At 60.9% G+C, this 15,465-nt stretch carries 17 protein-coding genes and 1 pseudogene; 7 read left to right on the top strand and 11 right to left on the bottom strand.

Going from position 1 to position 15,465, the window contains the following annotated elements; all coding sequences use genetic code 11:
* From H0V78_11155 to H0V78_11170, 4 genes are all read left to right on the top strand, one after another.
* A partial coding sequence (locus H0V78_11155) for a hypothetical protein (GenBank protein MBA2352308.1) occupies window positions 1–186 on the top strand: 186 nt, incomplete at its 5' end.
* A gap of 19 nt (window positions 187–205) precedes the next feature.
* A complete protein-coding gene (locus H0V78_11160; GenBank protein ID MBA2352309.1) occupies window positions 206–631 on the top strand; it encodes a hypothetical protein in 426 nt (141 codons plus the stop codon).
* 154 nt (window positions 632–785) lie between these two features.
* Window positions 786–2,627, top strand: a complete 1,842-nt coding sequence (locus H0V78_11165; protein MBA2352310.1) for an SLC13 family permease — start codon at window positions 786–788, stop codon at window positions 2,625–2,627.
* Between the two features lie 73 nt (window positions 2,628–2,700).
* A complete protein-coding gene (locus tag H0V78_11170) occupies window positions 2,701–3,909 on the top strand; it encodes a glycoside hydrolase (protein MBA2352311.1) in 1,209 nt (402 codons plus the stop codon).
* Here H0V78_11170 and H0V78_11175 read toward each other — a convergent pair.
* From H0V78_11175 to H0V78_11195, 5 genes and pseudogenes are all read right to left on the bottom strand, one after another.
* Window positions 3,897–4,402, bottom strand: a pseudogene (locus H0V78_11175) (type II toxin-antitoxin system VapC family toxin). The gene H0V78_11170 and the pseudogene H0V78_11175 overlap by 13 nt on opposite strands.
* The gene (locus H0V78_11180) at window positions 4,399–4,638 is read right to left on the bottom strand and encodes a type II toxin-antitoxin system prevent-host-death family antitoxin (GenBank protein ID MBA2352312.1); all 240 of its coding nucleotides are present in this window, start codon (window positions 4,636–4,638) and stop codon (window positions 4,399–4,401) included. Before H0V78_11180 ends, H0V78_11175 begins: the two are co-directional and overlap by 4 nt.
* Window positions 4,639–4,706: 68 nt before the next feature.
* On the bottom strand, window positions 4,707–5,501 hold the full coding sequence (locus tag H0V78_11185; protein ID MBA2352313.1) for an endonuclease/exonuclease/phosphatase family protein: 795 nt from the start codon (window positions 5,499–5,501) through the stop codon (window positions 4,707–4,709).
* Between the two features lies 1 nt (window position 5,502).
* Window positions 5,503–7,656: a VTT domain-containing protein gene (locus H0V78_11190; protein MBA2352314.1), complete on the bottom strand. Its 2,154-nt coding sequence runs from the start codon at window positions 7,654–7,656 to the stop codon at window positions 5,503–5,505.
* 209 nt (window positions 7,657–7,865) lie between these two features.
* Entirely contained in the window at window positions 7,866–8,114 is a 249-nt protein-coding gene (locus H0V78_11195) for a GlsB/YeaQ/YmgE family stress response membrane protein (GenBank protein MBA2352315.1), read from the bottom strand.
* A gap of 248 nt (window positions 8,115–8,362) precedes the next feature.
* Between H0V78_11195 and H0V78_11200 the strand changes: the two genes are divergently transcribed.
* The gene (locus H0V78_11200) at window positions 8,363–9,505 is read left to right on the top strand and encodes a 3-deoxy-7-phosphoheptulonate synthase (protein MBA2352316.1); all 1,143 of its coding nucleotides are present in this window, start codon (window positions 8,363–8,365) and stop codon (window positions 9,503–9,505) included.
* 70 nt (window positions 9,506–9,575) lie between these two features.
* The gene (locus H0V78_11205; protein ID MBA2352317.1) at window positions 9,576–10,490 is read left to right on the top strand and encodes a YihY/virulence factor BrkB family protein; all 915 of its coding nucleotides are present in this window, start codon (window positions 9,576–9,578) and stop codon (window positions 10,488–10,490) included.
* A gap of 6 nt (window positions 10,491–10,496) precedes the next feature.
* Here H0V78_11205 and H0V78_11210 read toward each other — a convergent pair whose 3' ends face one another.
* The 6 genes from H0V78_11210 to H0V78_11235 all read right to left on the bottom strand — a co-directional run bounded on the left by H0V78_11210 (window position 10,497) and on the right by H0V78_11235 (window position 15,022).
* On the bottom strand, window positions 10,497–10,685 hold the full coding sequence (locus H0V78_11210) for a hypothetical protein (GenBank protein MBA2352318.1): 189 nt from the start codon (window positions 10,683–10,685) through the stop codon (window positions 10,497–10,499).
* Window positions 10,673–10,816 (bottom strand): hypothetical protein, encoded by a 144-nt coding sequence (locus tag H0V78_11215; GenBank protein ID MBA2352319.1) that lies wholly within the window; start codon window positions 10,814–10,816, stop codon window positions 10,673–10,675. Before H0V78_11215 ends, H0V78_11210 begins: the two co-directional genes overlap by 13 nt.
* 299 nt (window positions 10,817–11,115) lie before the next feature.
* Window positions 11,116–11,817, bottom strand: a complete 702-nt coding sequence (locus tag H0V78_11220; protein MBA2352320.1) for an anti-sigma factor — start codon at window positions 11,815–11,817, stop codon at window positions 11,116–11,118.
* Between the two features lie 27 nt (window positions 11,818–11,844).
* Window positions 11,845–12,432 carry a sigma-70 family RNA polymerase sigma factor gene (locus H0V78_11225; GenBank protein ID MBA2352321.1) on the bottom strand — a complete coding sequence of 196 codons (588 nt, stop codon included), beginning with the start codon at window positions 12,430–12,432 and terminating at the stop codon, window positions 11,845–11,847.
* Window positions 12,429–12,998, bottom strand: coding sequence for a cob(I)yrinic acid a,c-diamide adenosyltransferase (locus H0V78_11230; GenBank protein MBA2352322.1), 570 nt, complete (start codon window positions 12,996–12,998; stop codon window positions 12,429–12,431). Before H0V78_11230 ends, H0V78_11225 begins: the two co-directional genes overlap by 4 nt.
* 230 nt (window positions 12,999–13,228) lie before the next feature.
* The gene (locus tag H0V78_11235) at window positions 13,229–15,022 is read right to left on the bottom strand and encodes a thioredoxin domain-containing protein (GenBank protein ID MBA2352323.1); all 1,794 of its coding nucleotides are present in this window, start codon (window positions 15,020–15,022) and stop codon (window positions 13,229–13,231) included.
* A gap of 201 nt (window positions 15,023–15,223) precedes the next feature.
* On the opposite strand from H0V78_11235, the gene H0V78_11240 reads away from it, so the two are divergent.
* Window positions 15,224–15,465 (top strand): cytochrome c (locus tag H0V78_11240; protein ID MBA2352324.1); only part of this gene is annotated, 242 nt, incomplete at its 3' end.

Consider the following 15,465-nt stretch of genomic DNA (forward strand, 5'->3'; position numbering starts at 1 on the left):
GTGCCGACGCCGGGATCGAGCGCCATGTCGTTGCCCATCATGCTGACGCGCGTCAGCATGATGGGCAACGACATGGCGCTCGATCCCGGCGTCGGCACCTGCGGCAAGGAAGGGCAAAGCGTGCCGGTCGGCGTCGGCCAGCCGACGTTACGCATCGATGGGCTGACGGTCGGCGGGACCGCCTAACCCGGAGTTAGGCATAACGGTGCATGGCCAATCCGCAATTGACAAAAAGCAGCTGACGCAGTTGTTTGCGCCGCTGTTTGAGCGGGTCAAAGCAGAGCTTCATTCGTTGTCAGGCGGCGACGCTCGCTTAATGTGGGCGCTTCGGAGAAAGCTCGCCAAAGAGCTGGTCTATATCGAGCGCAGTACACCAGCGGCAAGAAACAAACTCAAAGCCCTTACGTGGGCCAAGCAAAACGGTAACTGTGCCTTATGTGGTCAGGCCATGCCGCAAAAAGTTCCGAGCTTGACCGCGCCGAGGCATACCTCGGTTACGTTGAAAGCAATGTCCGGCTGGTTCACCATTTGTGCCACAACAAAGACCAAGCGGGCAAAGGTTATGCCTAACAAGGCGCTCCAGCCGCCGCGTTCTTCGCTTCGCTACGGCAAGGCGGCGGCTGAGCTTTGAACGATAGATTGCAACGTCGAGTTCCCGGGTAATTAATTCCTTCCTCCCTTGCCTGCCCCAGCGGGTATCGAGCAAGGGACGGGGACCATGCCGCATAAGTTCTGCGTCCCCGGTTCATGCTTACCGATCCCCGATTCCCGAACCCGGTAAATAAATGACTCCCGAAATCTGGCTGCTGCTGATCATATCGCTGATCGCCATTGTTCTATTTTCCCTCGAGTGGATCGCCGCCGAAGTGGTTGCACTGGCGCTGATGTTGACGCTCATCATCAGCGGTATTCTGACTCCCGGGCAGGCGTTCGCAGGCTTCGGCAGCGATACCGTCATGATGATCCTGGGGCTCTTGATCATGACCGCGAGCCTGCTGCAAACCGGTGTCGTCGACATCGTCGGCCGCAAAATCATCCAGCGCACCGGTGATCGACCGAAACTGCTGTTGCCGGTGATCCTGATTGCGACGTCGTTTCTTTCGGCGTTTATCAGCAACACGGCCGCGACGGCATTTTTTTTGCCGGTCGTCATCGGTCTTGCGGCCAAACTCGGCCAAAGCGCCTCACGCTTTTTGATGCCGCTCGCTTTCGCGTCGATCCTGTCGAGCTCGGTTACGCTGATCAGCACGTCGACCAACCTCGTCATCAGTGAACTGCTGACCACTCACGGCCTGGCGCCGATGAGCATGTTCGAGCTTGCGCCGGCCGGCATTCCGATCACCATCGCCGGCCTGATTTACATGCTGACCATTGCACCGCGCCTGATGCCGCAACAGCGCAGCGAAAAAAATACCGAGGATATCGGCCATCGCACCTATCAGGCCGATCTCGTGGTGCTGGCGGGCTCAACGCTGGTCGGCAAGACGCTCGATCAATCCAAACTCGAAAAAGACCTCGATCTGAAGGTGCAGGACATCGTCCGTGGGGCCGATTCAGCAGACGCGCCTGCGACCGTCGCCCCGCAACAAGCAGAGTTGCGCGAGGGCGACTTGCTGCTGGTCGAAGGCTTGCGCGCCAATATTCTGAAGGTCAAGGATGTAGCCGGCATAGAGCTGAAGGCCGACGCTCATCTCGTCAAAGAACCCAAGAAAGAAATTTATCCGGCAAACAAAAAAAACGGCGGCGGCGATGAAGAGGACGAAAAGGTGAAAATCGTCGAAGCAGTGCTACTGCCGTCTTCGCCGCTGCTCGGGCGCACGCTCAGGCATATCGATTTCAATGAACGCTACGGGTTGCAGGTGCTCGGCATGAATCGGGCCGGTTCGACCATGCAGAGCAGCCTGGACAGAATCCACCTCAAGATGGGCGACGTGCTGCTGCTGCAAGGCAAGGCCGAAAATGTCAAACGTATGGAGCGCGGCAATCTCGTGAATATTTTCGGCGGCATCGACCAGGCGCGGCTGAACTACAAACGCGCGCCGCTGGCGATCCTGATTTTTGTCGGCGCGCTGGCTGCGGCGACCTTCAACCTGGTCGCGCTGCCGGTCGCGGTTCTGAGCGGCGCTCTTCTGGTCATGGTCACCGGCTGCATCGATCCGGACGAGGCATATCGCAGGGTCGAATGGAAGGCGATCATCCTGATCGGCAGTCTGCTGGCGCTCGGTGTCGCACTGGAAGAAACCGGCACCGGCGCCTTTCTGGCCGCGCAAATCATTGCGCTGCTCGGCGAAAGCGATCCGCTCGTGCTGTTTTCGTGCTTTTTCATTTTGACCGTCGCGCTCACGCAGCCGATGTCCAACGCGGCGGCGGCGGTGCTGATCGTGCCGATCGCGATTCAGACGGCGGTGCAGCTCGGCTACGATCCGCGGCCGTTCGTGATGATGATCGCGATCGCCGCGAGTTGTTCGTTTCTGACGCCGCTTGAACCTTCGTGCCTGATGGTCTATGGCCCCGGCAAATATCGCTTTATCGATTTCTTCAAGGTTGGACTGCCGTTGACTGTGATCATTTACGCAATCGCCATCGTACTGGTGCCGATGATCTGGCCATTGCACGGCAGCACATGAAGGCGGGTGCGTGAACGAGGGCAATTCGGCTACCACCGGATCAGCCACCACCGGTTCTTGCGCGGAGGATGCAGTGCTGGTCGATGCGTGCTATGGGCAATCGCTGGACCTGTTGCGCGATAATTCGACGCCGTCCGGCGTCATTGCATGCGCGCGCGGCGACAAAGCCGATGGCCGCAACTACGCGAGCATATTCGGGCGCGATGCGGCGATTTGCGCGCTGGGCATGGCGGCATCAGGCGAGGCCGATCTGATCGAGCACGCGGTGCAGAGTCTGCGCACGCTGGCCGCGTTTCAGGCGCCGAACGGACAGATTCCGAAATACGTGAAACCGGACGTAGTCGCGTCCAACCCTGCGAATTCCGCAGCTTCCTCCAGCCAGGGCGAGGCCGATTTCTGGTACACGGGCTGCATCGACGCGACGCTGTGGTGGCTGATCGCGCTCGACATCGTCGGCGACCTGGCTGAGGGCCTCCGTGCGCGCAAGGAATTCGCCGAGCCGATCTCGCGCGCGTTGGCGTGGCTGGCGTGCCAGGAACATCAGCGCCTCTACCTGCTGCAGCAGAACGAAGCCAGCGACTGGGCCGACATCATGCCGCGTTCGGGCTTCGTGCTCTACAGCAACGCGTTGTGGCTGACGGTCAAGCGGCGTTACGGCCTGGCCAATGCCGAACAGACGCGCTATTACTTCAACTACCTGTTCTATCCTTACGATCACGATACGACCGACAACCGCCGCGCGCGCGTGCTCGTGCACTACATCCGCAACAAGGTCGAGCATCGGAAAGTCTATTTGAGCTTCGTCAATTTTTCGGTGTGGGGCGAGGAAATCGACGTGTTCGGCAACATACTGGCGCTATTGAGCGGCGCCGCTGACAACGCACGCTCGCGCGAGATTGTGGGCGCCTTGCAGGCATTGAATGTCGCCGCCCCATACCCGGTAAAAGTCGTCGCCGATCCGATCGCGCCCGATGATCCGCTATGGCGGCCCTACATGCAGCGGCATCGGCAAAACTATCCGTGGCAATACCACAACGGCGGCGTATGGCCTTTTGTCGGCGGCTTTTGGGTTTGGCTGCTGGCGCGCCTCGGCCGCGCTGCCGATGCGAAGCAGGCGCTCGTTCAACTCGCCCGGGCGGCGCAACTGAATCAGTGGGAATTCAACGAATGGCTGCACGGCGAAAGCGGTGAACCGCTCGGCATGGCGGGGCAATCGTGGAATGCTGGAATGTTTGTGCTGGCTGTGCACGCGGTGCGCGAACCGCGCCGCTATTTGCTCTGACTCTGCGCGTTATCGCGTTCGGAATGACAGTGCTGTCTCGTCTGCGGCGATGAGGCGGAATCCCGTACCTGGCGTGTGAGCTGAGCTACCAGTGAGCTACAAACGGTCGTCAACCCCGGAAGCGCGCGCAGCTTGTCATCGGCAGTGATGAGCTGCGCGCCGAGCGCGAGTGCAGTGGCCGCGATCATGCGATCGGCCGGGTCGCGATGCAACGTCGCTTCGCTGAACTGCCCGCCAAGCTCGCGATTTCATCCGTCGCCGGTTCTATCGTTAATTCAGGCAAGGCGCGCACGGCGTTCAGGTATTGATCCAGACCGATGCCGAGACGCAAGCGGCCACGGCGAACGAGCGCCGTGATTTCAAAGACGCTGATTGCCGATGCACCGACGCCGCCGCCCCGCTGCGCCAGTGCGATCGCCTTGCGGGCGGTTTTGGAAAGTTCGGGCGCTTGCGCGAGCCACCAGACCAGCGCATGCGTGTCGAGCACGATCATCTGTTGACCTCCCAGTCGGCGGCGTCGACGGCTGGCTGCAAGGGTTCATCATAGCCCAGCACGCTGCCGCGCAGGAGCTTGCCCGCCAGCGCAGCGCCATCCTGGTCGGCTGAAGGCGGTGTTATTTCGGCAATCACTTTGCCGCGCAAGAAAACGCGTACCCGCTCTCCACGCTGCACGCGAGCCAGGTACGCCGGGAGGTTCTGCCGTAATTCGGTGACATTGACATCTTTCATGGATGACTCCATCTGTACGTTTGGAATGTACATGGCCGGAACTCTCGTCAAGCCTAAACGTCTTGTCGTCAGTCCGTTTTGTGAGAGCCCTCAGTCTTACCCGGAGCCTGCCTCGCACCCGATCCGCGCACCAGTGACGCGACGATCGCCTTCAGCGGCAGATGATCGGAAGCCATCCGCGAACAGAAGCTGCGATGCGCGCGCAAATCGAGCAGCGCGTGGCGTGGACGCACCCAGATGCGGTCGAGCGCGAGGAGCGGCATCCACACTGGCCACGTGCGCAGGATCGGCGGCTTGCCGAGCACGCCATGCAGCCAGCGCAGGGGCCGGCCCAGCGGCAGCCATTCGTTGATATCGCCGCACACGACGACCGGCTGGTCGGGTTCGGCGACGTGAAGCAGCTTGAGCAGTTGCCTGACCTGATAGCGGCGTTCGCCCGGATTTAGGCCGAGATGGGTGACGATGACGCGCACCGGCCGGCCGTGAATCGCGAGATCGACGTCGAGCGCGCCGCGCGGTTCGCGCTTCGAGAAACTGAAATCGTGGCGGCGCACGGCGAGCACCGGGCAGCGCGTCAATAGCGCATTGCCGTAGTGTCCAAGGTGACGCAGGATGGTCGAGCCGGCAATCGCCTGCATGCCGGTTTGCGAGGCCAGATAATCGAGCTGCATCGAATCGGCGTGCGGGCCCGGCCTGGAATTGACTTCCTGCAGCGCAACCGCGTCGCAGTCCAGTTCATTCAACACCCTGACGATGCGCTGCGGCTTGCAGCGCCGATCGAGGCCCACGCAGCCGTGAATGTTGTACGACGCGATCCCGAAGCGCTCGTCGCCATGCCCATTGTCTAACTCTCCATCGGCCAAACTATCGGCTCCCGGCAGCGGCGAGATCGGGCTGCGACTTCAAAAACCATCTTCGGACCAGCACGATGGCGACGATGAACACGATGGCGACAGCCGCCACCACGATCCAGTTGACCTTGCCTGAATCGCGCAGCCAGGTTTCGAACTGATCGGCGAATACCGTTGCCGCCAGCGTCCCCGGCAGCAGGCCGATGGCGCTGCCGGCGAGGTAATGCCAGAGCTTCACGCGCGCCGCGCCGATGACCATATTGACGACGATAAACGGCGCGACCGGAATCACGCGCAACGCAATCACGGCAAGCAAGCCTTTGTCGCGCAGCACTTTGCTGATCCGGTTCAGTTTCGTCCCGGCAATGCGCCGCACGGTATCGCGGCTCATCGCCTGGCCCATGCCGTAAGTCGCGAGTGCTGCGAGCTGGATACCGATAAACGCATAGGCGAAGCCGAGCCACGCGCCGAACGCGATGACGGCGGCGAGCGTCAAAAGCGGCCGCGGAAACATGATGAAGCTGGCTATCGTATAGGAGCCCATCACAAGCCATGCCGCCGCAGGATGGCCGCCGAATTCGCGCGCCCAATCGGTTGCAGCTTCGGCGCTGACGTATTCGGAAAGCGGCGTCCAGCGCCAGATTGCGAACAGGCCGCCGAAGATCAGCACGGCGATGGCAAGCTTCATCAGCAGCGGCGCCGATTTCCTGATATCGATCGCGGGCGCAAACTGCGTAATCAATTGCTCTACCAGCACCGGCCGCTCGGGATCGCAGATCTCGGCGACGGAGACGACGACATCCGGCCATTGGTCGAGATGATCGAATTCCTGCAAGGTGCGCGGTTTGCCGCGTAACGCGTCTATAGTCTTGATCAGCGAGCCTTCCCGGGCGAGTGCTTGCGCAACGGCATCGGCTGTCGTATCGAGATGCTCGGCAAGCAGGCGATTGCGAAAAGCGGCGATCGCCTTCGTCATCCGCGGCTGGCCGTGCGCCTCGATTGCGAGATCGCATTCAGTATCGAAACCCATCGAGCGATTGTTCAAATTGGCCGATCCGATGCGCACGATTTCATCGTCGATCGCAATCATTTTGGAGTGAACATTGATGCAGGTAGCGCCGAGATCGGGCGCGACCGGGTAATACGCGCGCAGCCGCTTGTTCTTGTCGGCGGCTCGCAGCCGCTTCAATAACCGCGTTCGCAGCGCGCCCATGGTCGGGCCTTCGAGCCAGCCATCGGAAGCCTGTCGAATCACCAGCACGATCTCGGGGCAGTCGTCATCCTGCAGCCGCGCCGCCAGCGCATCGCCGATGCGAAACGAGGTGAAGTACTGGTTCTCGATATAGATCATGCGCCGGGCAGCGGCGATCATATCGAGATACATGTCCTCGACCTCGCGCACTTCGCGGCGCCCTTCATAGCCCGGAATCGTGCGCGCGATGGCGACGCCGGTATTTTCCAGATCGACCTTGATTTCCTTTGGCCACGAAAAACTCACGACGCCGTGCGCTTTCAGTTCTTTTTTTGTCGCCCAGCGCCAGCGCTGCCGCGCGATCTCGGCGAGCGCGCGAGCGGCTTCGCCGTCGACGGCGATCATCAGATCGTGGAACGGCGGATACGGTTTGCCATCGCTGATCCGCCCCGGGTGATTGGCCAGATGTTCGGACGTGTCCCAGCGCCCGCATGTCAGATCGAGACCGCCGGAAAACGCAATCGCATCGTCGATCACGACAATTTTCTGATGGTGCGAGCCGCCGACCGGAAAGTGATTATCGAAGCGGAAATGAATGCGGCGCCGATGATGCCAGGGCAGGCCGAACAGCGGCGCGATCTCGCGGTCGGTGCCGTAAATCATTGGAAAATCCCACGCCAGAATGAAAATCCGCAAGCGGCGTTGGCGCTTGATCAGCTCGTTCAAAAAATCGCCGAGCCGCGCCGGCCACTCCCGCTTTTGGTCGCCGCACCAGAGCCTGGTCTGACTGTTGAAATCCCAGCCGACGATGAGAATCGATTTTGTTGCTTTGCTGGCGGCGGCTGCGAAGGCGTCGAAATAATCGGCGCCATCGACGAGAAAACTGACGTGGTCGGCGTGCGCCTTGCGCCAGCAGTTTTTGCCGGGTATCAGTATGCTGGTTGTCGCTTTGTCTTTGACCGGCACGAAGAGCATGGGGCGATAGGAAATATAAGCGGAAAAAAGCCGGGCGGAAAAAGGCAAACGGATTTACGGGGTTGCTGAGAAGACATCGAACCATGCGGGGAGCGCCTTCCCGCATGGTTTGCGCCAGTTATTGTACTGAGCGCGCAGCATGCCGCAAACCGCATAGCTGGTATCGGGGCTATGCGGTTTGCTGAAGAACAACGGGTAAGACGAGGTGTTTACGTGCGTTTTACGATAAGCCGGTACAGCAACAGCAGCAGCATCGCGCCGATCACAGCACCGATGAAGCCCGCCGGCTCCCCGGCTTCATACAGATCGAGCGCCTGGCCGACATACGTCGCGATCAGCGAACCGCCGATACCGAGCAGCGTCGTAATGATGAAGCCGCCCGGGTCTTTTCCCGGCATCAGAAACTTGGCAATAATGCCGACGATGAGACCGATGATGATCGTCCACAGTAATGACATGACTCCTCCTTTTTACACTTGTTGTTGAAAAGCGTGCATCCGGCTTATGGACATTCGATTTGCATACGAGTTGCGCTGATTCGGAGTAATCATCCGCATCTCTCCGCGCAAACCCGCTCTGCGGGGCAACGCCTGAGCGCCTGCGCAAACAGCGGCGCATACAGATGGCCGGGCCGGTCGAATGAGGAAAGCGACGGACGCTGCATAGGATAAAATAGCACGTATTTCCCCGCGCCTCCCCGCCTGACATGATCCTGATCCTGAACCCAAACGTCGATTTGAACAGCGCCGAATACCAGCAATTGCTGGCGCACCTGCACAGTCTCCCCAATATCCAGACGCGCGTGCACCACGAGCAGGGCACCGAGCGCGTTCTGACCGAGCTTTATCTGGTCGGCAACACGACGGCGCTGCCGATCGAGGAAGTGCGCTGCCTGCCGTGCGTCGAGCGCGTCGTGCGCGTATCGGAAGAATATCGCGTGCTGGGCCGGCACAAGGACGATCATCGTCCGACGCACTTCGATTACAACGGGGTGCGTTTCGGGCAGGATACGCTGCACGTATTCGCCGGCTTGTGCGCCGTCGATACGCGCGAGCACGTCGAACTGATGATGCGCGCATTACGCGATAACGGCCAGATATGCACGCGCATGGGAGCCTACAAGCCGCGCACCAGCCCGTATGCGTTTCAAGGCCATGGCAAAGCGTGCCTGCCTTATGTGTTCGAGTTGGCCGGGAAATACGCTATTAAAGTGATCGCGATGGAAATCACGCACGAATCGCAGATCGGCGAGATTCACGACGCGCTCGCCCAGACCGGCAATCCGACCGGCGTCATGCTGCAAATCGGCACGCGCAACACGCAGAATTTCGAGTTGCTGAAACTTGTCGGCCGCCAGCGCGAACTTCCTGTGCTGATCAAGCGCGGCTTCGGCATCACGCTCGATGAATCGCTGAACGCCGCCGAATATCTGGCCTCCGAGGGCAACCGCAAAATCATTTTCGGCTTGCGCGGCATGAAGACCAATATGGCGGCGCCGCATCGCAACTTTGTCGATTTCTCCCATGTGCCGGCAGTGAAAAGGCTGACGCGCATGCCGGTCTGCATCGACCCATCGCATTCGGTCGGCACGCGCGCCGTAGCGCCCGACGGCATGCTCGACGTCTTTCATGTGACCGCGCAAGGGGTGCTGGCCGGCGCCAATATGGTGCTCGTCGATTTCCATCCGGCTCCAGCAAAAGCACTGGTCGACGGCCCGCAGGCGCTGCTCATCGAAGAGCTGCCGCATTTTCTGGCCGACGTGCAGATTGCGCGCGATGCTTACCTGGCGCGAGTCGCCCTGGCCGAGCGTGCGCACAGAGGACCAGCGCAGGTCAGTGCGGTCAAATGATCGAGGCCGTAAACCAGGGGAACAAGTGGCGGGAAAAGCGACAGCGCTTGCGGACGCGCCCGTAGGTAAAATGCTGAAAACAGCGTGGGGCCTGATCAAGGAATCGATCTCGGCTTGGGTGGGCGACTACGCGCCCAGCATGGGTGCTGCGCTCGCCTACTACACCCTGTTCTCGATCGCGCCGCTTTTGATCATCGTCATCGCGGTCGCCGGATTTTTTCTCGGCACGGAAGCAGCGCAAGGCGAAATTCTCGGTCAGATTCGCGATTTGATCGGCGATGAAGGCGCGGTCGCCGTGCAGGGCTTGCTGAAGAGCGCGAGCCAGCCGAAACAGGGTTTGATCGCCGGCGCTCTGGGTGTGCTGACCTTGATCATCGCCGCGACCGGAGCATTCGCGGAGCTGCAGAGCGATCTCGACAGAATCTGGCGTTCGCCCGCGGAGAAAGCCGAAAGCGGCATCTGGCAGATGCTGCGAAAACGTTTGCTGTCGTTCGGCATGGTGCTCGCGATCGCTTTCCTGCTGCTGGTATCGCTGGTCGTCAGCGCGGGGCTCGCGGCATTCGGAGCCTGGTCCAAAGCCTTGTCTCCCAATCTGGAAGTGCTGCTCACGGCCGCCAATATCGGCGTCGGCTTCGCCATCTTCACCGGCTTGTTCGCGCTGATGTACAAAATGCTGCCGAAAACCGACATCCATTGGCGCGACGTGTGGGTTGGCGCCGCGGTGACCGCGCTGCTGTTCACGATAGGCAAATACCTGATCGGGCTTTATCTCGGCAAAGCCGGCGTCGGCTCCGCGTTCGGAGCGGCCGGATCGCTCGTCGTCCTCATCGTCTGGGTCTATTATTCAGCGCAAATTTTTTTGCTCGGCGCCGAATTCACCTGGGTCTATGCGCACCGGTGCGGCTCGAGGAGCGAACGATCACTCGAACTCGCGTCCGAATCGTGTAGCCTGCGCGCTCCAAAAAGCGCGCCCGCGGCGAACTAAGCCGGGCTATTTCGGCAATTCTTTTTGCGGAGGTTTCGCGAGATCGCCATTCTGGTCACGCGCCGAAGACTTCGCGCGAGGCGCGGGAAGCACTGTGACGGCATTCAGCGGCGCTACGTAAAAACGACTGCGCTGATCCAGGAAAGAAACGCCGCTGTCGCCGCGGCGCTTGTAGTAGTGGCTCAGGCTACGCAAAGCGTACTTCCGGTTCGGAAATTGTCCGATGGCGGCAACTGCTCGAGGTTGGCGGCGGCTTGATCGACATAAAACCCGATTAACCGGGCGGCGCCGCGACGATTCGCCGGGTCGGTGATGGAGTTGTTCATGGGAAGCGTTCCTTGCTGCAATGCAGTAAGGTCATCGTAGACTTGAAGTCGGGGCCGTGTCAACAAGTATTGTTGCTTTGCAACAATGCGCCGAACGCTCACCCGCGCGTGAAGATAAACGGGGAGGTTTGCCCTCCCCATTAACGCGTCGGCGAGGCGGGATAGGGATGAGCGCCTGCGAACGCACCCGCTGATTTCAACAGCCCGCGCTCCTCTGAACAATTCCACCCCGGCCCTCCCCAGCAAGTGGGAAAGGGAGCGCCCCCCAAGAGGCGAACGCTCCTTAGTGCGCGGTTTCCTTAGAGCTTGAGCCAGCCACCCTGCAATATAACCGCGCCCGTGGGAAGTCCGGTTGGCGAGCCGCCTTCGGGTTCAACGCTTACGGCAATGGCTTTGGCATCGTGCAGCGCCCGTTGCGCGGGTTCGGACAGTTTTATGAATTGACTGATCGCGCCGGATACCAAACCGAGCGAAACGGGCGGCGCATCCTTGGTGGCGGGGATCGCCCACAGCTCCAGGGCCGTTCCGGCGGCGGGAACCGGCGGCGTCAGCAACTTGACCTTGACGGTGGCGGGTTTGCCGGGCTGCGATGACAACAGCATGATCGGCACGGCTTTCTCATCGCTGAGCAGGGCGAAAGATACAGCGGGCGCTTGCGGCGGAGCGATGAAGCCGAAATAGGCAATCATCATCAACAGAGCCATGCTGCTGGCCAGCGCGAGAGCGCGCCAGAAACCGGTGCGCGTCGGGTGCGGCGCACGCAACCGGCGTTGATGCTCGACGCGCGTCTGGATCGCCCGCCACACACGCGGCGGCGGTTCGATCTGCGGCAGCGCTTCGTTCATCGGAAAAAGCCGGCTCTCCCACGCTCGCACCGCACGGCGCAATGCCGAATCGGCAATCAGCAGCCGCGCAAATCGGCGCCGCGCGCCGCCGTGCAGGATGCCCAGCACGTATTCGGCAGCGAGTATTTCGCGAAGGTCGGCGTTCTCGTATCTCATTTTTTACCGTGCAGCTTGCGCCGCGTTCTATGCTTTGCGGTCTTCTGTCGCCAGGCAGGTCTTCAGCTTTTCCAGACCGCGCCTGACCCAGGTTTTGACCGTGCCCAGAGGTTGCCGCAGATGCTTGGCAAGCTCGGAGTGCGTCAGCCCGTGAAAAAACGCCAGCATGATGGTCTGGCGCTGCTTGCCGTCGAGCTGCCTCAGACATTGCGCCAACGCGCGCGCCTCGTTGGATTGCATCAGCAGGTCCAGCGGGCCGCCGCCTTCGTCTTCGCGCATTTCGATCAAGGTTTCGAAGTCATCGGTGGTTTCGAAATGCGGCCGGCGCAACCAATCGAGCGCGCGGTTGCGCACGATGCTGGTCATCCACGTCATCGGCGCGCTTTTGTTGATGTTGTAATCGGCGGCGTGATTCCAGATATTCACGAAGCTTTCCTGCAGCACCTCCTCCGCCCAGTCTTCGCGCCTCAATATACGCAGCGAAACGCTAAACAGTTTTGCCGAAGTGTTGCGATAAAGCGCCGCGAAGGCGCGCTGGTCGCCGAGTGCGCAGCGCGCAAGAAGATCCTGCAGCGGCGGTACGATCGAATTCGCTTGTGGTGTCGGGCCGGTCATTGTTTGGCGGTTTGCAGGCACCGTTGCTGCCACAACACGTCGGCGCATCCGACAGCGCGATTCAGCACGCGGCAAAGGACGAATAACAGATCGGATAATCTATTCAGATAACGCTGGGCGAGCGCCGAACAAGCATCGGCTTCGACCGAACGCAGTGCGACCACGCTGCGTTCGGCGCGCCGGCATACGGTGCGCGCGAGATGACACAGACTTGCAGCGCGCGAGCCGCCGGGAAGAATGAATTCCGCAAGCGGCGGCAACCCGGCGTTGAAGCCGTCGAGAATCTCTTCAAGGCGCGTCACATCGGCGGGGGCGATTCCGGGGTAGCCCGGCGTCGACAGTTCGCCGCCCAAGTCGAACAACTGGTGTTGAATCGCGAGCAGGCAGGCGCGTATCGGATCGGGGACGGTTTCGGCGAGCAGCACACCGAGCGCGGAATTCAGTTCATCGACATCGCCAATCGCTTCAATTCGCGCGCTGGTCTTGGCGACGCGAGATCCATCGCCCAAACCGGTCGTACCGTCGTCGCCGGTGCGCGTGTAAATTTTGGACAGCCGGTGACCCATTGACAATGGAAGCTGCATGGGGGAGTTGGATTGCGATTATAGGCAGTTTGCCGAAGCGTGGAAACTGGCGCGCGCGGTTGAACCGATTCGTATTTGCATCGCAGTGGAGCCGTTCGCCATGAGCTTGTCGAATGGTGAGCGAACATGGTTCGACAGGCCTGCCCTGAGCAAAGCCGAAGGGCTCACCACGAACGGGTTAACTGGGACACTACCCGCGCGGTATGGCCTTGCTATTGGTTGAGCCTGTCGGCGAGTGCCGCGATCTCGCCGGCTTCGAATACCGGCAGCGAGCAGCGCTTGTTGGTGCAGACGAACGCCGCGGCGCGGCCGAGTTGCGGATATTGCACGTCGGCATTCGGCATCGCCCCCTCACGCTGATCCCACCATTCGATACGGCGATTGACGGCAGGATAGCGCAGGGCCGCGCGATAAAGCTGCGCTGCCTGGACGTCGCCCTTGCCGCCGACGATGGTGATGTGGACCGGCTCGTTCGCCAGCTCGTCGGCGGCGAGCAGGATGCCGGCATCGGTCAGGCGAAACAACGCGATATCCGGCGTGACCAGAAAACGCATCGCGCGTTCGGCCGATTCCCGGTACGTGCCCTTTCCCGTGTAACGCGCCAGTTGATTGAAAAATCGCGCGGCTGAAATATTCTCTTCGGTCGTCGGCCGCGGCTTCAGCGTGCCCGATCCCGCCGCCGTCGCATAGCCTGCCGCCGTGGCATGACTGTCAGCGAAGTTGTTTCGGATAAAGTCGGCGGCCTGCCCGGCGCGGGCCAACCAGGCGCGATCGGCAGTAGCAAGATAGAGCGACAGGAAGGCGCGGCCCATGGCAAGCGTGTCCTCGAGATAGGGGCCGGCTTTGTCTGCTTCGTCGTGGCGGAAGCCGCCGTCTTTCGTCGCGCGATGCTGGATGATCCAGTCGGCGGCCGTGATCGCGTCGTCCAAATATTTTTTCTCGCCGGACGCGGCATACAGGGTCGCAAGGCCGGCGATCATCCAGCCGTTTTCGCGCGCGTAGAGGTGCTTGTCGATCTTGGGAATGCCGAGCTTGCGGCGCGCCGCGTCATCGAGCGCGAAATAATCTTCGCTATGCCGGCCCTTGATCAGATCGGCATCCTGGCTCGTGTAGAACGCGCCTTGCGGACTCGTCAGAAACGCTTTCAGATAGCGGTGGATATCGCTGCCGGCCCGCAGGTATTCCGGATCGGCAAATTGCGCGTAGGCGAGTGCGTAGACGCGCATGTATTCGGCCTGCACCTGCATGATTTTCTCGAAGTGCGCGTGCTTCCAGTCGCCGTGCGTCGAATACTGATAGACGCCGCCCCACGCCGGATCGATCAGATTGAGCGCGCCGTCGAGCGTCTGCCGGGCGATTTTCTCTGCCGTCCTGTCGCCTTGTTTCGCCCGCAACAGCGCATACTCGACGGTATCGCGGTCCATGAATTTCTGCGCCTGCCTGAGGCCGCCGATCGAGAAATCGTGCGTCTCCGTGTAGCGCTTCAGCAATTCCTGGTGGACCGCGACCGGCAGCAGCGGGTCGCGCGCGAATTCGGTGACGACCTTGCTGTCGCGATACAGAATCGGGCTCGGATCGTCGATGATCGCAGCGAGCATCGACATCATGTTTTTCGGCTCGATGTAGCCGGCGCGCTTGACGATTTCCTCGCCCTCGGCATTGAACACGATGGTCGCGGGCCAGCCGTAATTTTCGTAGCGCCGCGACAAATCGGGGCGCGCGTCCTGATCCACGCGCACCGGGATGTAACGCGACTCGATCAGCTTTATGACGCCGGGATTGCGGTAGGTTTCGCGGTCCATGACATGGCACCAGTGGCACCAGACCGCTTCCAGATCGAGCAGGATGAATTTGTTTTCACGCTTCGCCTGAACAAAAAGCTGATCCGACCACGGCTGCCAGGCCAGCGCGCCGCCAACGCCAGACCGTTCCGAAGCGGCGAACGCCACCAGGGGATTCAGCACAAGCCATACCAGAAACGTCATGACGCCGAACCTGCGAACCATCGCTATCTCCATTGTGTGTGACCCTTCATACGACGCCGGGGGCCGCGCAGATGTTGCGGCCGATTTTCCGATCCCGGAAACATTGGTCGCCGCGGCGCGTTTTTCCTTGCATGCGGCGGATTGACCGCATAAAGGCGTTCCTATAAAGTCTCGGCGTCCCCGATCCGCACGAGAAACGATATGTCCGCGCATAAATTCTTGATGGTCAGCCTTGTTGCTGCATCGTTTGCGCTTCTGCCGTCCGCGCCTTATGCGCAAGGCATGGAAGGCCGCGCCGCCGAGGGCGCGAGGAAAAATTCCGCGTGCGCGGGATGCCATGGCATCGAAGGATGGCGCACGGCTTATCCGAAAGTTTATAGCGTGCCGAAGATCGGCGGCCAGCACGCGAGTTACATCGTGGCCGCGCTCAAGGCTTATAAATCCGGCGCGCGCAGTCACCCGAC

This window comes from Burkholderiales bacterium (genome assembly GCA_013695435.1).
Taxonomy (GTDB): Bacteria; Pseudomonadota; Gammaproteobacteria; order Burkholderiales; family JACMKV01; genus JACMKV01.

Excerpts from the sequence above, each read along its gene's own strand:
- H0V78_11165 (MBA2352310.1), top strand. The coding sequence starts at position 786 with ATGACTCCCGAAATCTGGCTGCTGCTGATCATATCGCTGATCGCCATT.
- H0V78_11180 (MBA2352312.1), bottom strand. The coding sequence starts at position 4,638 with ATGAAAGATGTCAATGTCACCGAATTACGGCAGAACCTCCCGGCGTAC.
- H0V78_11190 (MBA2352314.1), bottom strand. The coding sequence starts at position 7,656 with ATGCTCTTCGTGCCGGTCAAAGACAAAGCGACAACCAGCATACTGATA.
- H0V78_11195 (MBA2352315.1), bottom strand. The coding sequence starts at position 8,114 with ATGTCATTACTGTGGACGATCATCATCGGTCTCATCGTCGGCATTATT.
- H0V78_11200 (MBA2352316.1), top strand. The coding sequence starts at position 8,363 with ATGATCCTGATCCTGAACCCAAACGTCGATTTGAACAGCGCCGAATAC.
- H0V78_11205 (MBA2352317.1), top strand. The coding sequence starts at position 9,576 with ATGCTGAAAACAGCGTGGGGCCTGATCAAGGAATCGATCTCGGCTTGG.
- H0V78_11215 (MBA2352319.1), bottom strand. The coding sequence starts at position 10,816 with ATGAACAACTCCATCACCGACCCGGCGAATCGTCGCGGCGCCGCCCGG.
- H0V78_11220 (MBA2352320.1), bottom strand. The coding sequence starts at position 11,817 with ATGAGATACGAGAACGCCGACCTTCGCGAAATACTCGCTGCCGAATAC.
- H0V78_11225 (MBA2352321.1), bottom strand. The coding sequence starts at position 12,432 with ATGACCGGCCCGACACCACAAGCGAATTCGATCGTACCGCCGCTGCAG.
- H0V78_11230 (MBA2352322.1), bottom strand. The coding sequence starts at position 12,998 with ATGGGTCACCGGCTGTCCAAAATTTACACGCGCACCGGCGACGACGGT.
- H0V78_11235 (MBA2352323.1), bottom strand. The coding sequence starts at position 15,022 with ATGGTTCGCAGGTTCGGCGTCATGACGTTTCTGGTATGGCTTGTGCTG.